Origin of the sequence: Frankia casuarinae, from assembly GCF_000013345.1 — a bacterium.
GTDB classification, from domain to species: Bacteria; Actinomycetota; Actinomycetes; order Frankiales; family Frankiaceae; genus Frankia; species Frankia casuarinae.
Genome location: NC_007777.1, coordinates 1,902,062 through 1,920,180, shown reverse-complemented (window position 1 = coordinate 1,920,180; position 18,119 = coordinate 1,902,062). Strand labels below are relative to the sequence as shown.

Genomic DNA, 18,119 nt, shown 5'->3' with positions numbered 1-18,119 from the left:
CCGGGTCTCACCAGGTGACCGGGAGTGCGTGCAGCCCGTGTACGACATGATGGGCACGGAACGCGACCTGTTCGTAGGGCACGGCCAGCGCGAGATCGGGGAAGCGTCGCAGCAGCGCGGGGAACGCGATGCGCATCTCCATCCGGGCCAGCGGCGCTCCCAGGCAGTGGTGCACGCCGTGGCCGAAAGCGACGTGGCCGGGAGCGCCACGGGTGATGTCGAGCCGGTCCGGATCCCCGACGAGAGCCGGGTCTCGGTTGGCCGCGGGTAGCGCCAGGAGCAGTTGTTCGCCCGCCGGGATGCGGTGACCGGCGATCTCCACCTCGGTCGTCGTCGTGCGGGGCACACCGGAGGGCACGATGGACAGCCACCGCAGCAGTTCCTCGACGGCGGGCTCGACCTGGGCCGGATCGTCGCGGACCATGGCGAGCTGGTCGGGATGGCGCAGCAGCGCCAGGGTGCCGAGAGCAAGCATGTTCGACGTCGTCTCGTGCCCGGCGACCAGCAGCAGCGAGGCGATGCCGACCAGCTCGGCGGTGCTCAGTTCGTCGCCGTGCTCGCGCACCAGCATGCCCAGCAGGTCCTCGCCCGGGGCGGCCTGCGCCCGCGTGACCAGCCCGGCCATGTACGCACGGGCCTCGCGCTGCAGGGCCAGCCGCTGCTCGATCGGCAACGAGGCGTCGATCTGCCGGCGGGTGCGCTGCTGGAACTCCGCGCGGTCGGAATACGGCACCCCCAGCAACTCGCAGATCACCAGCGACGGCACCGGAAGCGCGAAGGTCGCGACCAGATCGGCAGGCCGGCCGGCCCGTTCCACCTCGTCGAGCGCCGCGTCGACGATGTCCCGGATCCGCGGCTCCAACCCGCGCATCCGGCGCACGGTGAACTCCGGGGTGAGCATCCGGCGCAGCCGGGTGTGATCTGGCGGATCGAACGCGAGCATCTGCCCCGCCCGCAGTTCGGCGATTTCCTCATCACTCAGGACGGGACCGCCAGGACCTACGACCCACTGATTGACGTTGCTGAACCTGCCCGGATCCGCGAGTATCTCGCGGACGTCCTCGTACCGGCTGACCAGATACGCGGGTATCCCGAACACGGTGACAACGCGGCAGACGCCGTCGGTGTCCCGGATCCGGACGAGTTCCTCGATCGGATCGAACTGCGCTCGCCGTATATGCAGCGGAACTATCGGTGCCGCGGCCATCGCCTGTCCACCCTTCGTCGTTCACGCGGGACCTCGGACACCGACGACGCTACCATCCACGCGAAAAATTGCTGTCGTTTGAACGGACCGCATCCGGATATCCACCGCCGAAGATAGCCCCGAGGAAGAGAACATCCATCAACAAGTGGATCGGCATTGTTCGACACGTCAGTATTATTTTATATTTTTTGACAAAATTCACCATAGTTCAATATTGTCTACCATTTTTGATTTCCCATCTATCGCCATCGGGAAAAATGCCATGGTGAATCATCCGTAGAGAATCGGCCTTCCCCACGCCAGGCTCGCGCCCGGGCGCGGATGATGATCCGACCACCCGCCGAGTGGGCCTGGACCGGTCAGATCGACCGAGGACAAGATCCGTGTTGCGGAGGGTAACCGCGGCTCCTACAGTTCGGTAGTACCACCGGATGCCGCGGAATCCGCGCCCTCCGGTGAGTTCTGACCCCGCCCCGCGCCGGCCGATTCCTCGCCACCGGCCGGTGCCCACATCCTGCGTCATGACGGGTACCGAGCGACACACAGGGGAGCCAGAAGATGAGGGACCGCAGGGAGACAGACGTCGTCGAGCTGGCGCAAGAACACGCGGAGCTGCTGCCCGAGCGCATGACCCTGGCGGCGATCGAGATAAACCGCACCGAGTTCGACCCCACCTTCTACCCGGTCGGCTCGCCGGGCAGCAACAATGCCCAAATCGATAATCATCCGGAGCCGCAGACCGCCTACAGCGACGGAGCGTTCGTCAAGACCATCGCCAACAGCTGGAACCGCATCGAGCAGTGGTGAACTCCGGAACGATTCTGCTCCTCACGCCGGTCTCCCCGGCCGGGTAACCGCACCCGACCACGTTCTCCCGAGGTCGCCAAGGGCACCGTGCACCCGCGGCCACCGGCCGGCCGACTATCCTTCGGCCGGCCGGAAGGCATGCCCTCGCCTCGGTCAGGCCGATCCGAGAAGGCCAGCCGAAGTTTCGACCGACGCTGGCACGACCGTGACACACCTTGTGCAGGTGCTGGCCACCAGGTTGAGCGGTGGCTAGCGTTCCCACCGCCCGAATATCCGAGGCAACTCAGATCGGTGGGAAACAAGGATGAACGATATCACGGGCAACTGCGCCGGCGAGCTGAATGGAGAACTGTTCTTGGAATGGGCGGAACTACTACCCGAACGGACGACTCTCGCCGCGGTCGAGATCGGTCGGAAGGAGTTTGACCCAACCTTCTTTCCGGTCGGCTCCCCCTGGTCGAAAATGGCACAGATCGACGCTCATGCGGAGCCGCAGGTCGCCGGTGGATTCCTGCCCATTCTCATCACACTGGTACCGAGCATCAACATCATCATACAGAAATAACACCGACCGCTTTACCGCTTTACCGCTTTACCGCTACGACCGACAGATACACCGCCGGATTCCTCCGGGGTGGTCACCCGGCCGGCCGCCGGTCGACGGACCGGCGGCCGGCTTCCCGCCAGTTCATGACAATGAGGATGGGACGCAGATGACCGAGTCCACCCGGTCGTCCACCCGGCCGACAACGATGCCGCCGGTGCCTTCCAAACCGGACCGGACGCCCGACCTCACCGATATCACCGGCGTCACCGATATCACCGGCGTCACCGGCGTCACCGATCCGACGGGCGTTCCCGGGCCGACCGAGGTACCCGCCAGACCGAGCCGGGCCGACGGCCTGGCGCTACTCGGCGAGTTCACCGGGTCGGGCCTGGCCCGACCCGTCTTCCTGGCCCGCCGCGCCGACGGTCAGGTCGTCGCACTCACCGAACTGCTCGCGCACATCCTCGAAGCGGCGGACGGCGCCCGCGACGTCGCCGCGATTGCCGACCGGGTCACGGTGGTCTGCGCCCGCCGGATGAGTGGCGCCGACGTCGCGTACCTCGTAGCGGATCGGCTCATGCCACTCGGCCTGATCGCCAGCGAGAACGGCGTCACCCCGGCACCACGGGCGAAGGCGCTGTTCACACTCGCAGCCCGGCACACCCTGCTACCCGCGCCGGCCGTGCACCGGGTCAGCCGGGTGTTCGCGATGCTGTTCCGGCCAGCGGCCGTGGCCCTGCTGCTGGCCCTGCTGGTGGTCACCGACGTGTGGACGTTCGGCCGGCACAGCGTCCGAGACAGCGCGGCGGAGGTGCTCGCGACCCCGGCGCTGATCCTGGTGGTGGTCGGCCTGGCCCTCGCCGGCGCACTGTTCCACGAATGCGGGCACGCCGCGGCCTGCCACTACGGCGGTGCCCGCCCGGGAGTCATCGGTTTCGGCATGTACCTGGTGTGGCCGGCCTTCTTCACCGACGTCACCGACTCCTACCGGCTGAGCCGGCTCGGCCGGCTGCGCACCGACCTCGGCGGCATCTATTTCAACGGACTGTTCGTTCTGCTGCTCGCCGGGGCTCTCGCGCTCACCCACGCCGGTGTGCTGGTGACCGCCGTCGTCCTTGTCCACCTGGATGCCATGCGCCAGCTTGCGCCCTTCGTCCGGCTCGACGGCTACTACATCGTCAGCGACCTGGCCGGGGTACCGGACCTGTTCAACCGGATGGGGCCGGCGCTACGCGCGACGCTGCCACGGCGGCGCAACCGCGTCCCGCGCGGGCGGCCTGCCCGATCAGCAGGACGGAGCCGACCGGACGGGCTGACCCCGCCGGACATCCGAAGCCGACCGGACGGGCTGACCCGGCCGGCCCGGATCGTGGTGACCGCCTGGGCGCTGCTCGCGGCGCCGCTGATCCTGGTGAACCTGGTCGTGCTCATGGTCTCGGTTCCGTTCGTGCTTACCCGGACGACCCGGGCCATGTGGGACTATCTCGGGCTGGCGGGCCGGGCGACCCGTGACGGGAAGCTGGTCACCGCATTCGCGGAGGTCGTCTCCGCGCTGCTGGTCGCGCTGCCGGCCGGCGGGATGCTGTTCGTGCTGTTCCTGCTCGCCCGGGGCGTGCTACGGGCGGTCCGGGCGCACCGGGAAGGCTGCCGACGCGGGTAACGGCCTCCCGCCGGCCAGCTCGCGACGGCACCACCACCGACAGCCCCCACCCGATCAGACGACGGTGGGCCGGTAGAGGCGGGCGTAGGCGCCGCCGTCGGCGAGCAGCTCGCTGTGCGTGCCGTCCTCGACGATCTGGCCGTGGTCCATCACGTAGATGCGGTCGGCGTCAATCACCGTGGACAGCCGGTGCGCGATCACCAGGCACGTCCGCCCCACCGCGAGCCGGTCCAGGGCGGTGCGCACGGCGGCCTCGGAGACGGTGTCCAGCGCCGAGGTCGCCTCGTCCAGCACCAGCACCCGTGGTGACTGCAGCAGGACCCGGGCGATGGCCAACCGCTGCCGCTCACCACCGGACAACCGGTAGCCCCGGGCGCCGACCCGGGTCGCCAGGCCCTCGGGCAGCCGGTCGAGCAGGGCGGAGAGGCTGGCGGCCGCCAGGGCGGCACGCAGCTCGTCGTCGGTTGCGTCCAACCGGCCGTAACGAAGGTTCGCCGCGATCGTGTCATGGAACAGATGCGGGTCCTGAGGGACGACGCCGATCATCGTGTGCAGACTATCCGGCGGGATGTCGTCGAGGGGAACCCCGCCGAGACGGATGCCGCCGCGCCGCGGCCGGTGCATGCCGCTGGCCAGATAGGTGATGGTCGTCTTGCCGGCCCCGCTGGCCCCGACGATCGCCGTCGTCGTCCCCGCGGCGACTTTCAGGGTCACCCCGCGCAGGTTCCACGTCGGGTCGTCGTCCGGCCAGTCGCCGTCCGGCCGGTCCTCGGCCGTGGCAAGATCGTAAGAGAACCATACGTCGTCGAACGTCAGATCGAGTCCCCGGCCGGCATCGACTCCCCAGCGAGCGGCGGCCGGCACCGGTTCCGTCCCGGACCGCGGTGCGCGGGGGACGGTCAGCGCGGGGGCCCGGGCCCCTTCGAACCTCAGGCGTACCTCGTCCTGCGGGACGTCAAGCAGGGAGAAGATCCGCCGGAAGGACGCGCCCGCACCCGCGAGCTCCGCACGCAGGTTGACAGCGGACGACAGTGGTCCGAAGGCCACCAGCAACGCGCCGCCCAGGGCTGCGACCGTCCCGAGCGTGATGCGACCGCTGGAGACCAGCCAGGCCCCCAGCGCCAGCACCGCCGTCATCGTCGCGATAATCCCGAGGTTGACCAGGAACCGGACCCGCGACATCAGCCGGGCCTGATCCTCGGCGGCGGCGAGCAGCTCGGCGCCCGCCGCGTCGAAGCGGGTCTGCTCGTAGTCGACCCGGTCGAACAGCCGCACGTGCAGCGCCCCGGAGACCGACGAGGTGTCGGCGACCTGGACCATGAGCAGACCGTCGAGCTCCCGCTGGCGGATGGACAGCGCGGCGAGCCGCCGCCGGCCCGAGCGGACGATCAGCAGCGTGGCCGGCGCGAAGACCATCACCGCCAGGCTCAGACGCCAGTCCAGCACGAAGACGACGATCGAGCCGACGACGATGTCCGCGATCCGGCAGACCACCGCCTGCACGGTGGCGGAAATCGCGTTCTGGGCGTTCAGGACGTCGGTGGACATCACCGTCATCACCTCCCCCTGCTGGCTGCGGGGAAAGAAGGCGAAGGGCAGGCGCTGCAGGTGAGCGTTCACCGTCTGACGGATCCGCACGGAGACAACGCCGCCGAGCCGAGCGATGAGCGCCATGCGCACCGAAAGCACGCTCGACTCGAACACCAGCACCGCGCACAGCAGCAGAACGGGGACGACGAGGTCACGCACCTGGCCGGTGGGCAACGACGTGTCGATGAGATGGCGCAGGACGAACGGCCCGACGGCGACGGCGGCCGAACCGAGAACGGACAGCCCGACGAGGACCGCGACGACCCGGCCCTGGTCGGCGAAGAACCGGACGCTGCGCCGCGCCTCGGGCGCGCCGGTCAACCGCGCGAGCGCACGCGCATGCAAGCGGATCACCCACGACGGGAAGGCCGTCTCCGACGGGACGGGCAGCGGCTCACGGATCACGCCGCCGAGGCTATGCCGACGCGCGCCGAGGCGGCGAAGAGCCTCCCGCGGAGCACAACCCTGACGCCCCACCGCCCTGACGCGAGTCGGGGCGGTGGGGCGTCAGGGTCAGACCGACCGCGGTGGCGGAAGCCGATGGGCCGGGAAGAAACCGGGGCCGGGATCCGGGGACCACCCGGGATCGTCAACGGTTCCCGGACACGGGTCGTTGGACGCGCCCCTCCTCCAGCCGCCTGCCTTCCACCGCGCCGGCGCCGAAGCCGGGAATCGCCAGGCCCTCCAGCGAGGCGGGCGGTCGGGAAACGCCCCGCAGCCGGAACCCCATGGCAATCTTGGTCAGCCCGATCGCCAGGGCCGTGAGGCCCACCCACAGGGCCAGCAGCGGCAACGAGACCCGCTGGGAACCCACCACCCAGAACGCCGCCCCGATCTCCAACGCACCGACGATCAGCGGCATCCACCACTGGGCCGGGGTGGGGCGGCCCTCCGCCGCGGTGGCGTACTGCCCGGCCGCGGCCTGCTGCTCAGTCCGTCGGGCGACGAACGAGTTGACGACGTCGTAGAGACCCTTGATCAAAAAGAACCAGGCCGCGATCCGGCCCACTGCCTTGACCGTGGGATCCGGCCAGACCAGCGCCACCACCCCGCCGGCCACGAACAGCACCGCGAGCAGCGCATGGGACCAGCGCCAGTCCCGGGCCGTCGCCGCCGCCGCCAGCAACTCACTCACCGCACCGAGGAGCAGGACGATCCCGAGAAGCACGGCGATCGACCATACCGTGGTCAGATCGAACTGCGGAATGGCCAGCGCGAACAGGGCAAAAGCTGCTCCAACGGCGAGAAAACCAAACCAGGGCACATTTGTGGATCTTTCATGTGTACGACGATCTGAGGCAGTTATGTCGCTCACGATCCTATTCTCCCCTCGTCGGTCACCGATACAAGGACCTTGCCGTCAGCTGGCGCTCGACATCACAGGTCAACAAGCTGATGCCCGCCACCCGGCGAACCACGCTTATCCGCTGGACATCATTCCGAACCGACGACGACGCCATATCGCCCGCGGCGTTACTCAACTCCTCCCAGCAGGTGGGTGCCGCCCTGGGGCGGGGGGCCACCATCACCACCGCTGCCGCCGCCACTGCCACCGCCACACAGCAAGATCATCCATGGGCGGCTGCGGCACCGAACGTCACAGGTCGATGACGTAGGCGCAGTGAGAGGTATGACTTAGGGTAGGCTTTCCTTACTTGTACATTGGCTGGGTGACCAAGGCAGGCCCGTCCCTCGCAAGCTCGACTGTGTTCCTCGCCCGCCACCTTGAACGGCACGGTGACCGCACGGCCGTTGTCACGGCTGAGGGCCGGCTGTCCTACCGCGAACTGGCGGCACGCGTCGACGCCGCCGCCGGTCGGCTCGGCGCCGGGCGGCGGCTGGTGCTCCTCGCGGCGGTCAACACGATCGACGTCCTCGTCCTGTACCTGGCGGCGCTGTCCGCCGGGCACGCGGTCCTGCTGGTGCCGGGTGACAACGCCGCGTCGACCGACGCCCTGATCACGTCCTATGACCCCGACGTGGTGATCCGCCCGGCCGGCACGCGGACCCGCGTCGAGCAGCGGCGGGAGGGCTCGAAGCACGACCTTCATCCGGACCTCGCGCTGCTGCTGAGCACGTCGGGCTCGACGGGCTCACCGAAACTGGTCCGGCTGTCGTACACGAACCTGCAGGCCAATGCCGAGTCGATCGTCGAGTGCCTCGGCCTTCGCCCCGGCGACCGCGCCGCGACGACCCTGCCCCTGTACTACTGCTACGGGCTGTCGGTCGTGCACAGTCACCTCCTGTGCGGGGCCGGTCTGATCCTGACGTCCCTGTCCGTCGTGGACGCCTGCTTCTGGAACCTCTTCCGGGACGGGCAGGGAACCTCGCTGGCTGGCGTCCCCTACACGTTCGACCTGCTCGACAGGATCGGTTTCGACGCGATGTCGCTGCCGCATCTGCGCTACATCACGCAGGCCGGCGGTCGACTGGCGCCGGACCGGGTGGCCCGCTACGCCGAGCTCGGACGACGCAACGGCTGGGACTTCGTCGTGATGTACGGCCAGACCGAGGCCACGGCGCGGATGTCCTGCCTGCCGCCGCACCTCGCGCCGACCCACCCCCACACCATCGGAGTCCCGGTCCCGGGCGGGTCGTTCCGGCTCGAGCCGCTGGCCGACCGCACCGGGAGCACCGACAGCACCGGGGATCTGGGGCAGCTCGTCTATTCCGGGCCCAACGTCATGATGGGTTACGCGCGGACGGCCTCGGACCTCGCGCTCGGTCCGACGCTCGACGAGCTGCGCACCGGGGACGTCGCGCGCCGCACCGATGACGGCCTGTACGAGATCGTGGGACGGCAGACCAGATCCGCCAAGGTCTTCGGGATCCGGATCGACCTGCAACACGTGGAAGACACCCTCGCCGGCCAGGGGCTCAGCGCCTGCTGCGTGACCGGCGACGACGCCGTTGACGTGATGATCGAGGGTGACCGGGACACGCCTTCGGTCCGCCGGCTGGTCGCGCGGGCCTGCCGGCTGCCGGAGAACGCCGTCCGCGTCCACCGCCTGGCCGCCCTGCCCCGCCTGGCCACCGGCAAACCGGATCTGGTCGCGCTGCAGGAGATCGCCCGCGACGCGCGACCGGCGCGCACGACCGCGCCCACCGGACGGGACGGACCGTCGGACGGAACAGCCGACGTACGCCGGCTGTTCGCCGAGCTGCTCCACCGCGACGATGTCACCGACGACAGCACCTTCGTGAGCCTGGGCGGCGACTCGCTGTCCTACGTGGAACTGTCACTGCGGCTGGAGGACGCCCTCGGACACCTGCCCGCCGGCTGGCACACCATGGCCGTGCGGGACCTGAAGCCGGCCACGCGACCGAAGCGCCGGGCTGGCGGCTCTGGCAGCTCGATCGAGACCAGCGTGCTGCTCCGGGCGGTTGCGATCGTGCTGATCGTCGGGACGCACGCCAACACCTTCGACGCCGTCGGCGGCATCCTCGGGGGCGCCCATCTCCTCATCGCCGTCGCCGGCTACAACTTCGCCCGTTTCCACCTGACCGCGGCGCCGCGGCGCGACCGGGTCCGCGGGCTGCTCCGCAGCATCGCGTACCTCGCGATGCCGAGCATCGTCTTCATCACCGTACTCGTGCTCGTCATGGACGAACACGAACCCGCCAACATCGTGCTGCTCAACAGCGTGTTCGGGCCGGACCGCGCGGGCCCACCCTGGGAGTTCTGGTTCGTCGAAGCCCTGGTCCAGATCCTGCTGGTCCTCGCGGCCCTGCTCGGCGTGCCGGCGTTCGACCGCTGGCAGCGGCGCCGCCCGTGGGCCGTCGCCGCCGGTGTCCTCGCCGCCGGTCTGCTCACCCGCTTCGACGTCGTGGCCCTACCGCCGGGACCACGCCACACCCAGACGTCGGTGGCGGTGCTCTGGCTGTTCGCGCTGGGATGGGCCACCGCCGCCGCGACCACGGTACGGCAGCGGCTGGCCCTCACCGCGGCGGCGGCGCTCACCATCCCCGGGTTCTTCGCTGACGCACGCCGGGAGCACGTGGTGCTCGGCGGCGTGCTCCTGCTGGCCTGGACCACGAGCGTCCGCTGCCCACGCCCGCTGCGCCGGCTGGCGGGCCCGCTGGCCGGCAGCTCGCTCTACATCTACCTGACCCACTGGCAGGTGTTCCCCCTTCTGCAGGACGACCATCCGGTCCTGGCGCTGCTGGCCTCGCTCACCGTCGGCGTCGCCGCGTGGAAGGTCTCGTTCCATGCCATGGGCCTTCTCAGCCGGCTCACGGCGGGCGTGCCGATCCCACTCGGCGCCAGGCGTCCGCTCCGCGGTTCGCCCGCCAGCGCTCCCGACTTGTGCCACTCGTCACATTCTACGGCGCTAAGGTAAGCATGAGTTAACTTCTACACCGATTAGGGGTTCGAGGTCGGTCGGACGTGTCTGTCCAGGTGGAGGGTTCAGGTGGAGTGTTCAGCTGGAGGAGCCCGATGGGTTCGTTAGGAAGAACCTTGGTCGTGCTGGTGACGGCCACCTGCCTGGCCGGCCTGTCAGCGTGCGGCTCGGGGGACGACGGGAAGACGATCACGCTCTACAACGCGCAGCACCAGGACCTGATGCGGGTGATGGTGGACGCGTTCACCAAGCAGACCGGCATCAAGGTCGAGTTGCGTCGCGGCGGCGACCCCGAGCTGGCGAACCAGATCGTCCAGGAAGGCGACAGCTCGCCGGCGGACGTCTTCGTCACCGAGAACTCGCCGGCCATGACGCTGGTCGACCGCGCCGGCCGCTTCAGCAAACTGGACCGGGCCACCTTGGGCCAGGTGCCTGACCAGTACGTCCCGAGCACCGGCAACTGGGTCGGTTTCGCGGCCCGGTCGACGGTGTTCATCTACAACCGTGGGCAGGTCGCCAAGAACGAGCTGCCCACGTCGATCATGGACCTGGCGGGACCGGCGTGGAAGGGGAAGGTCGGTGTCGCGGCGGCCGGAGCGGACTTCCAGGCCATCGTCAGCGCCGTACTCGCGGTGAAGGGCGAGGGGGCCACCGCCGAGTGGCTCGCCGGGCTGAAACGCAATGCGAAGATCTACGACAACAACATCGCCGCGCTGCGCGCCGTGAACGCGGGCGAGGTCCCCGCCGCTGTGATCTACCATTACTACTGGTACCAGGACCAGGCGGAGTCGGGCAAGGACAGCAGGAACGTCGACCTGCACTTCTTCGGCCACCGGGACCCGGGCGCGTTCGTCAGCGTCTCCGGCGCCGGCGTCCTCGCGGCCAGCGACCAGCAGGCCGAGGCGCAGCGGCTGGTCGCCTTCCTCACCAGCGACGCCGGGCAGAAGGCGCTGGTCGACAGCGGTGCCCTGGAGTACGCCGTGTCCGACGCGGTCCCCACGAACCCTGCGCTGAAGCCGCTGTCGACCCTCGATCCGCCCGACATCGACATCTCGACCCTGAACGGACCAAAGGTCGTCGAACTGATGCAGCGGGCGGGCCTGCTCTGAACGGCCAGCCCACGACGGCGGGATGGTGGGTACGCACCGGCCCGGCGTACCCGCGCCCGCTGCTGCTGGCCTGCGTGCTCGTCGCGCTGCTCGCGGCCGTCCCACTGTTCTTCGTCGTCGGATACACGGTCAGTGTGGGCTGGTCGGAGGCCTGGCGGCTGCTGATCCGGCCCAGGGTCGGCGAGCTGCTGGTCAACACCACCAAGCTCGTGACCGGCGGGATGGCGGCCAGCGCCGTCCTGGGCACGGCCGCCGCCTGGCTGGTGGAACGGACGGCCCTGCCGGGACGACGGGTCTGGCACGTGCTGCTCGCCGCTCCGCTGGCACTGCCCGCGTTTGTCGTCAGCTACGGTTGGGTTTCGCTGACCGCGGACGTCGAGGGATACCCGGGCGCCCTGCTGATCGTGACACTCGCCTACTACCCGCTGGTCTACCTCCCCGTCGGCGCGACCCTGCGGGGGCTGGACCCGGCGCTGGAGGAATCCGCCAGGTCACTCGGGCTCGGCCCGTGGCGGACGTTCACCAGGGTCGTGCTCCCGCAGTTGCGCCCGGCCGTCCTCGGCGGGTCGCTGCTGGTCGGCCTGCACCTGCTCGCCGAGTTCGGCGCCCTGCAGATGCTGCGGTTCCCCACCTTCACCACGGCCATCTACGACCAGTACCGCTCGTCGTTCAACGGCCCGGCGGCGAACATGCTCGCCGGCGTCCTGGTGCTGTACTGCGCGGTCCTGGTCGGCACCGAGCTGAGCCTGCGCGGTCGGCACCGCTACGCCCGGCTCGGGCCCGGAGCCAGCCGCACCGCGCAACCCGCCCGGCTCGGCCGGCTCACCGCCCCCGCCGTCGGCGGGCTCGGCGCGGTCGTGGGCCTGGCGCTCGGCGTGCCGCTGGTGAGCCTCGTCCGCTGGCTGCTGGTGGGTGCCTCCGCCGCCTTCCCCGCCGTCGAACTGGCCACCGCCGCCGCGACCGCGGCCGGACTCGGCCTCGCCGGCGCGCTGTGCACCGTCCTGTTGGCGCTTCCGGTGGCGTGGCTCGCGGTACGCCACCCGGGCCGGATCGGGACGCTGCTTGAACGCAGCACCTACACGGCCAACGCGCTGCCGGGCATCGTGGTGGCGCTCGCTCTCGTCACGGTATCGCTGCACATCCTGCCGGCCGTGTACCAGACCACCACCCTCCTGATCGCCGCCTACGCGATCATGTTCCTGCCGCGGGCCACGGTGGCGGTACGGGGCGCGATCGCGCAGGCGCCACCCGTCCTGGACGACGTCGCACACGCCCTGGGCCTGCGCCCGACGCGGGCCTGGCTGCGGGTCACCCTGCCGCTGATCGCCCCCGGCGTCGGCGCCGGCGCCATCCTGGTGTTCCTCGCTGTGGTCACCGAACTCACCGCGACCCTGCTGCTGTCACCCACCGGCACCGACACCCTGGCGACCGAGTTCTGGAGCAACGTCCGCGACGTCGATTACGGCGCGGCCGCCCCCTACGCGGGGTTGATGGTGCTGCTGTCGACCCCGGCGACCTTCCTGCTCACCCGTTCTGCTAGGAGAAGCACGTGACAGCGCTGAGTGTCAGCCAGGTCACCAAACGGTTCGGCGCCACGACAGCCCTCGCCGGGATCGATCTGCGAGTGCCCGACGGCAGTGTGACGGCCGTGCTCGGGCCGTCGGGCTGCGGCAAGACCACCCTGCTACGGCTGGTGGCGGGATTCGGCGACCCGGACGGCGGGACGATCGACTTCGGCGCCGAACGGGTGTTCGGCCCCGGTCGCAGCGTTCCCGCCCAGCGGCGGCGGGTCGGGTACGTCCCGCAGGAAGGTGCCCTGTTCCCGCACGTGGACGTCGCGGCCAACATCGGGTTCGGCCTGCCCCGCGCCGAACGCCGATCCGCCGGGCGGGCCGCCGAGCTGCTCGACCTCGTCGGGCTGGACGCGAGCCTGGCCCGCCGGTTCCCTCATCAGCTCTCCGGCGGCCAGCAGCAGCGCGTGGCGCTGGCGCGGGCCCTGGCCCCGCGGCCGTCCCTGGTGCTGCTCGACGAGCCGTTCTCCTCCCTGGACGCGGGGCTCCGCCTGAACACCGCCCGCGCCGTCGTCGAAGCGCTGCGTGCCAACCGGACCACTGCGCTGCTCGTCACGCACGACCAGAACGAGGCGCTGTCACTGGCCGACCAGGTCGCCGTCATGGCCGCCGGTCGCATCGCCCAGACCGGCACACCCCAGGGCGTCTACGCCTCACCCGGCAACCCGACCGTCGCGGCCTTCGTCGGCGCCGCCGTGTTCATGCCCGCCGTCGTCACCGGGCTCACCGCCTCCTGCGACCTTGGCGAACTCGCCGTCCGGCCCGGGTCTCCCCAGGGCGAGGCGCGCCTGCTCGTCCGGCCGGAACAGATCAGGCTCCTCGCCGCGGCGGACGGCGACAAGAACCAGAACGAGAACCAGAACGAGAACCAGAACCAGCACGAGAGCCAGGACCGAAACGAGAACGAAGAGCGGAACGAAGAGCGGAACAAGGAGCGGAACAAGGAGCGGAACGTGGTGGTCGGCCGGGTCACCGAGGTGCGGTACTTCGGCCACGACGCCACCGTCCAGCTCCGGCTCGACCGGTCCGGCCGCACCGTGACGGCGCGGGTGCCGGGGCGCCAGCTTCCCGAACCCGGCACCCGCGTGCGGCTGTCGATCACCGGGCCCGTCACGGCCTTCCCACCCCATTGACTCCGTCGCGGCTCTCACCGACGCCGGTCCCGGCGCCGGCACGGTCGCGGCGGTCACGAGCGCCCTGCTACCGCCACGCAGGTCGATCGTCACCGCCTGACCGTCCCCGAACGACGACAGGTCGGCCGGTCGATTCGTACAGTCAGACTTATGACGTCGCCCACGCCTATGACGTCGCCGGCGGGAACCGCCCGGATCGACACCTGGATCTGGTGCGTGCGCCTGGTCAAGACGCGATCGCAGGCGACCGCCGCCTGCCGCGCCGGCCATGTCCGCCTCAACGGCGAGCGGGTCAAGCCGGCCCATCCGGTGCGGGCCGGCGACGAGATCCGGGTGCGCCAGCCCGGGCACGAGCGGGTCGTCGTCGTCACCCGGATCCCGCACAGGCGGGTCGGCGCGCCCGTTGCCGCGGAGTCCTTCGTCGACCGCAGCCCGCCGGTCGCGCGCGAGGTGCCGCCGGTGGTGGCCGTGCGCGATCGGGGCGCCGGGCGGCCGACGAAGCGCGACCGGCGGGCGCTGGAACGCCTGCGCGACCAGCCCCGCCGGCCGGATGCGCGGTAGCGGCGCCGCTACTGGGTGCCCAGTAGCGGCGCCCCGGTCAGGCGACGCCTCGGTCGAGGGAGTTCGCAATCGCCCACACACCATGACCATCCCCAGGAACCTTGCCCTGGGATTACTAACCCTGGTACTACCCGCCATGGGATTACTTCGCATCAACGGTGTGAAGAAAACGAAGGAAGCGACCGGGTACGTTGCCGGTGACCGGGACCGGGCTCTGCCGCTGCGTGCCGCGTAGCGTTATCCGCGCTCGTGGAACGCGATCGTGAGGTTGATCTGCCTGGACGACACGACCGCGGGTCGCGTCCCGCCGCACCGACCGGCTCGAACTAGAGTCAGGCCCATGGGGCGAGCGTCATCCGGGTTGGCTCGGTGGAATTCGCGATGAGCTACCGTGAGAAACCGAGCGTGGACATCCCGGACCATTCGGCGGGGCAGCCCGCCCGTAATGGGCGTTCGGTCCGGTTCAGCATTGTGATGCCGACATACAACCGCCGAGACGTGGTATTGCAGAGTATTGCGGAACTCAGGTATCTCGATATGCCGTGGCCCTGCGAATTGATCGTCGTCGTCGACGGTTCCACGGATGGCACTGAGAAGGCTCTCCAGGCTGTCTCTCTGCCGTTCTCCAAGCGAATCCTGTGGCAGGAGAACGCGGGCGCGGCCGCAGCGAGAAACCGTGGCGCCGCGGGCGCGCTCGGCGAGTTCATCCTCTTTCTCGACGACGACATGGCGGCGGACCGGCGGCTCCTCGTCGAGCATGAGCGGCTTCTCGCCGCCGGCGCCGACGCCGTGGTCGGCCACATCCCGATGCACCCCGCCTCGCCTCCTACGGTGCTCACCTACGGAGTCGACCGGTGGGCCCGGGCACGCCGCCGGAGGCTGCTGCGGTCGGACGGGCGGCTGACCGTCGCGGACCTGCTCTCCGGGCAGGTGTCGATGCGGGCGTCGACCTTCGCCAGGCTCGGCGGTTTCGACACGGGTTTTACCGCCGGCGGCAGCTTCGGCGGTGAGGACACCGACTTCCTCTACCGGCTGCTGCAGAGCGGTGCGCGGGTTCGATTCGCCGCCGACGCCGTCTCCTACCAGCGTTACGTCGTTTCGCCCGAGGCGCACCTGAGGCAGTGGACGCAGGCCGGGCAGGCCGATGCCGCGCTTTCCCGAAAACATCCGGGTCTCGGTGACCTGCTCTTTGCCCAGCATGGCGGGAAGACGATCAGAGGAAGCCTCACCAGGGCCGCGGCGGCGGCACCGCCCTGGGCGTCCCGCGTCCCGGCGGGTCTCGTGCTCGGAAGAGTCAGCGCCGGGAAGGTGGACCGGCCCACCAGATGGATGTTCCTGGGACTACGCGACTGCTCCTACTGGCGGGGAACCCACCAGCGCGGCGGTCTCCTGCACGCACCGGACGTTGGCCTGCGGATCCTTGCCTATCATGCGATAGAGGACGTGTCGGATCCCCTGCTGAGTAGGTATGCGGTTCCCCCGCCACAGTTCCGGGCCCAGCTGACAGCCCTGCTGGGCGCCGGCTTCACCTTCGTCGGGGTCGATGAACTCCTGCATCATCTCGACGGCCGGCCCGCCCGGCATCAGTCGCTGGTCCTCACCTTCGACGACGCCTATTCGAGTCTGTTCGAACACGCCGTGCCCGTCCTTCGGGAACTTGGTATTCCCGCGACGGTTTTCGTGGTCACGAAAGAGATCGGCGGTTGGAACAGGTGGGATGCGGTGAACGGCGCCGCCAGGCTGCCGCTCCTCGACGCGAGCCGGCTGCGTGCCCTTCACCAGGAAGGCTGGGAAGTGGCGGCGCACTCCCGCACTCACGGGCAGTTGACGAGGATGAGTGGGGCCGGCCTGTGGGACGATCTTTCCGCGGCGCGCGGCGACCTCGCGGCCATCGGGCTGCCCGTGCCACGCCTGTTCGCCTATCCCTACGGGGAACATGACGCGCGCGTGCGCATGATGGTGAAGAAGGCGGGATACGACGCGGCGTTCGCGCTGCAAACTCGGCGCGCCTTCCCCACGGCTCAGGACCGCTATGCCCTGCCCAGGATCGAGGTGGAGCGCCATACCCGCGTTGATGCGCTCGTCGAGACGGTGCGCAGATCGCAGGTTTACCGACGTCCCGACATCCGTCCCGACATCGAGCGGGAACTGGGTGGGGCATTGCGTCGAGTTCTCCCGGTCCAACGGACGATCCGCGGACACACCAAAGATCACGAGGCCGAAGATCACGAGGCGAGGAGCGTCGGATGAACCTGCACGGGAATCGGGAGTCCCCGGCCGGCCCAGCCGCGGCCGACGAGGGTATCTGGTGCTGTGAGCTCGAGGTGTCGGCCGGGGGCGTCGTGCGCTCGGTCGTGCCGCCACGCGACCGTCAGCGACGTGCGCGGGTCCTCGCCCTGCTGCACGGTGAGCCGCTCGGCTACGCGGCGGCCGCCAGGACGGCCACCGGCATCGACGTCGATGAGCTGCTCGGCAGGGTCTGGTCGGAGTTCGGCGGGCGCATCAACGATCACCTGGTCGGCGAGGGTCTCCGCCCGCTCGAGCGCCTCGACGCCCGCACCAGGCCTGCCGCGGCCACCGAGGCCTGCCCGAACAAGGTTCAATCCACCGATCTCGATTCCACGGATCTCGTCTCCGTCGTCGTCGCCACCAGAGACCGCAGTGAGATCCTGGCCAACTGCCTGCGTCGACTCACGGAGGTCACCTATCCGGCCGTCGAGTTCCTCATCGTGGACAATGCCCCGTCGAGCGACGCCACGAAGCGGGTCGTCGACTCGTTTTCGGCCACCGACGAACGATTCCGCTATGTCCCCGAACCACGCCCGGGTCTCTCCCGCGCCCGCAACCGCGGGCTCGCGCTGGCGCGGGGGGTGTACGTCGCCTATACCGACGACGACGTCTCGGTTGACCCCGGCTGGATCGACGGGCTGGTTCGGGGTTTCCGGCGCCGGCCGGACGTTGCGTGCGTCACGGGACTCGTCTGCACGGCGAGCATCGTGAGCGCGGCCGAAGTCTACTTCGACGCCCGGGCGTCGTACTGGTCCACCCGCTGCGAGCCGGTGCTTTTCGACCTCGCCGACAACGAGCGGCACGGTCCGCTGTACCCCTATATAGGTTTCGTCGGCACCGGCGCGAATGTCGGGTTCGACGTCGCGTTCCTGCGGGACCTGGGTGGCTTCGACGAGGCGTTGGGAGCGGGCACCAGGAGCCGGGGCGGCGAGGACCTCGATCTCTTCGTGCGCATGTTGCGGGCGGGCCGAGCGATCGCGTACGAACCAGCCGCCTTCGTCTGGCATCACCACCGCGCCGACGACGCGGCGCTGCTCGCTCAGATGTTCGGCTACGGCTCCGGTTTCACGGCCTTCCTGGCCAAGCTGCTTCTCCAGCGGTCGACCCGGGGTGAGGTGGTACGTCGCATCCCACGAGGCCTGCGTGGGATGGCCCGCATCGGCCATGCGACGAGCCAGCGGCTCGACGGGCGGGTCCAGGCCCCGAAGGGTGCCCTGCTGCGGGAGTTCGCCGGCTACGCCGCCGGACCGTTGCTCTACGCCCGGGAGCGGCAAACGGCCGCCTGGCGGTGACGACGACCGG

Annotated in this window: 13 protein-coding genes; 10 read left to right on the top strand and 3 right to left on the bottom strand. The window is 69.8% G+C overall.

Features of this window, described 5'->3' with window-relative positions:
- Positions 1 to 7: 7 nt before the first annotated feature.
- Complete coding sequence (locus FRANCCI3_RS08030) at positions 8 to 1,207, bottom strand: cytochrome P450 (protein ID WP_011436038.1); 1,200 nt, start codon at positions 1,205 to 1,207, stop codon at positions 8 to 10.
- Positions 1,208 to 1,765: 558 nt separating this feature from the next.
- On the opposite strand from FRANCCI3_RS08030, the gene FRANCCI3_RS08025 reads away from it, so the two are divergent.
- The 3 genes from FRANCCI3_RS08025 (at position 1,766) to FRANCCI3_RS08015 (ending at position 4,221) form a co-directional block, all read left to right on the top strand.
- Entirely contained in the window at positions 1,766 to 2,014 is a 249-nt protein-coding gene (locus tag FRANCCI3_RS08025) for a hypothetical protein (RefSeq protein ID WP_011436037.1), read from the top strand.
- A gap of 304 nt (positions 2,015 to 2,318) precedes the next feature.
- A complete protein-coding gene (locus FRANCCI3_RS08020) occupies positions 2,319 to 2,579 on the top strand; it encodes a hypothetical protein (protein WP_011436036.1) in 261 nt (86 codons plus the stop codon).
- Between the two features lie 148 nt (positions 2,580 to 2,727).
- Positions 2,728 to 4,221, top strand: a complete 1,494-nt coding sequence (locus FRANCCI3_RS08015) for a hypothetical protein (protein WP_011436035.1) — start codon at positions 2,728 to 2,730, stop codon at positions 4,219 to 4,221.
- Positions 4,222 to 4,275: 54 nt separating this feature from the next.
- Here the strand turns inward: FRANCCI3_RS08015 and FRANCCI3_RS08010 are convergent, their stop codons facing one another.
- Positions 4,276 to 6,216: an ABC transporter ATP-binding protein gene (locus FRANCCI3_RS08010; RefSeq protein WP_108913736.1), complete on the bottom strand. Its 1,941-nt coding sequence runs from the start codon at positions 6,214 to 6,216 to the stop codon at positions 4,276 to 4,278.
- 184 nt (positions 6,217 to 6,400) lie between these two features.
- Positions 6,401 to 7,075: a DUF308 domain-containing protein gene (locus tag FRANCCI3_RS08005; RefSeq protein WP_235186898.1), complete on the bottom strand. Its 675-nt coding sequence runs from the start codon at positions 7,073 to 7,075 to the stop codon at positions 6,401 to 6,403.
- Positions 7,076 to 7,481: 406 nt separating this feature from the next.
- Here FRANCCI3_RS08005 and FRANCCI3_RS07995 point away from each other — a divergent pair, with 406 nt between their 5' ends.
- The 7 genes from FRANCCI3_RS07995 to FRANCCI3_RS07965 all read left to right on the top strand — a co-directional run bounded on the left by FRANCCI3_RS07995 (position 7,482) and on the right by FRANCCI3_RS07965 (position 18,109).
- The gene (locus FRANCCI3_RS07995; protein ID WP_011436032.1) at positions 7,482 to 10,151 is read left to right on the top strand and encodes an AMP-binding protein; all 2,670 of its coding nucleotides are present in this window, start codon (positions 7,482 to 7,484) and stop codon (positions 10,149 to 10,151) included.
- A gap of 98 nt (positions 10,152 to 10,249) precedes the next feature.
- Positions 10,250 to 11,263, top strand: a complete 1,014-nt coding sequence (locus FRANCCI3_RS07990; protein ID WP_023840907.1) for an iron ABC transporter substrate-binding protein — start codon at positions 10,250 to 10,252, stop codon at positions 11,261 to 11,263.
- Entirely contained in the window at positions 11,260 to 12,816 is a 1,557-nt protein-coding gene (locus FRANCCI3_RS07985) for an ABC transporter permease (protein WP_011436030.1), read from the top strand. Before FRANCCI3_RS07990 ends, FRANCCI3_RS07985 begins: the two co-directional genes overlap by 4 nt.
- Positions 12,813 to 13,967 carry an ABC transporter ATP-binding protein gene (locus FRANCCI3_RS07980; RefSeq protein ID WP_011436029.1) on the top strand — a complete coding sequence of 385 codons (1,155 nt, stop codon included), beginning with the start codon at positions 12,813 to 12,815 and terminating at the stop codon, positions 13,965 to 13,967. The genes FRANCCI3_RS07985 and FRANCCI3_RS07980 overlap by 4 nt, the downstream gene beginning before the upstream one ends.
- Positions 13,968 to 14,117: 150 nt before the next feature.
- Positions 14,118 to 14,528, top strand: a complete 411-nt coding sequence (locus FRANCCI3_RS07975; RefSeq protein WP_011436028.1) for an RNA-binding S4 domain-containing protein — start codon at positions 14,118 to 14,120, stop codon at positions 14,526 to 14,528.
- A 381-nt stretch (positions 14,529 to 14,909) separates the two neighbouring features.
- The gene (locus tag FRANCCI3_RS07970) at positions 14,910 to 16,778 is read left to right on the top strand and encodes a polysaccharide deacetylase family protein (RefSeq protein WP_023840911.1); all 1,869 of its coding nucleotides are present in this window, start codon (positions 14,910 to 14,912) and stop codon (positions 16,776 to 16,778) included.
- On the top strand, positions 16,775 to 18,109 hold the full coding sequence (locus tag FRANCCI3_RS07965) for a glycosyltransferase family 2 protein (protein ID WP_011436025.1): 1,335 nt from the start codon (positions 16,775 to 16,777) through the stop codon (positions 18,107 to 18,109). The genes FRANCCI3_RS07970 and FRANCCI3_RS07965 overlap by 4 nt, the downstream gene beginning before the upstream one ends.
- The last annotated feature ends 10 nt before the right edge of the window (positions 18,110 to 18,119 follow it).

Bases quoted from the DNA above. Each gene is read 5' to 3' on its own strand.
- FRANCCI3_RS08030 (WP_011436038.1), bottom strand. From the start codon at position 1,207: ATGGCCGCGGCACCGATAGTTCCGCTGCATATACGGCGAGCGCAGTTC.
- FRANCCI3_RS08025 (WP_011436037.1), top strand. From the start codon at position 1,766: ATGAGGGACCGCAGGGAGACAGACGTCGTCGAGCTGGCGCAAGAACAC.
- FRANCCI3_RS08020 (WP_011436036.1), top strand. From the start codon at position 2,319: ATGAACGATATCACGGGCAACTGCGCCGGCGAGCTGAATGGAGAACTG.
- FRANCCI3_RS08015 (WP_011436035.1), top strand. From the start codon at position 2,728: ATGACCGAGTCCACCCGGTCGTCCACCCGGCCGACAACGATGCCGCCG.
- FRANCCI3_RS07990 (WP_023840907.1), top strand. From the start codon at position 10,250: ATGGGTTCGTTAGGAAGAACCTTGGTCGTGCTGGTGACGGCCACCTGC.
- FRANCCI3_RS07975 (WP_011436028.1), top strand. From the start codon at position 14,118: ATGACGTCGCCCACGCCTATGACGTCGCCGGCGGGAACCGCCCGGATC.
- FRANCCI3_RS07970 (WP_023840911.1), top strand. From the start codon at position 14,910: ATGAGCTACCGTGAGAAACCGAGCGTGGACATCCCGGACCATTCGGCG.
- FRANCCI3_RS07965 (WP_011436025.1), top strand. From the start codon at position 16,775: ATGAACCTGCACGGGAATCGGGAGTCCCCGGCCGGCCCAGCCGCGGCC.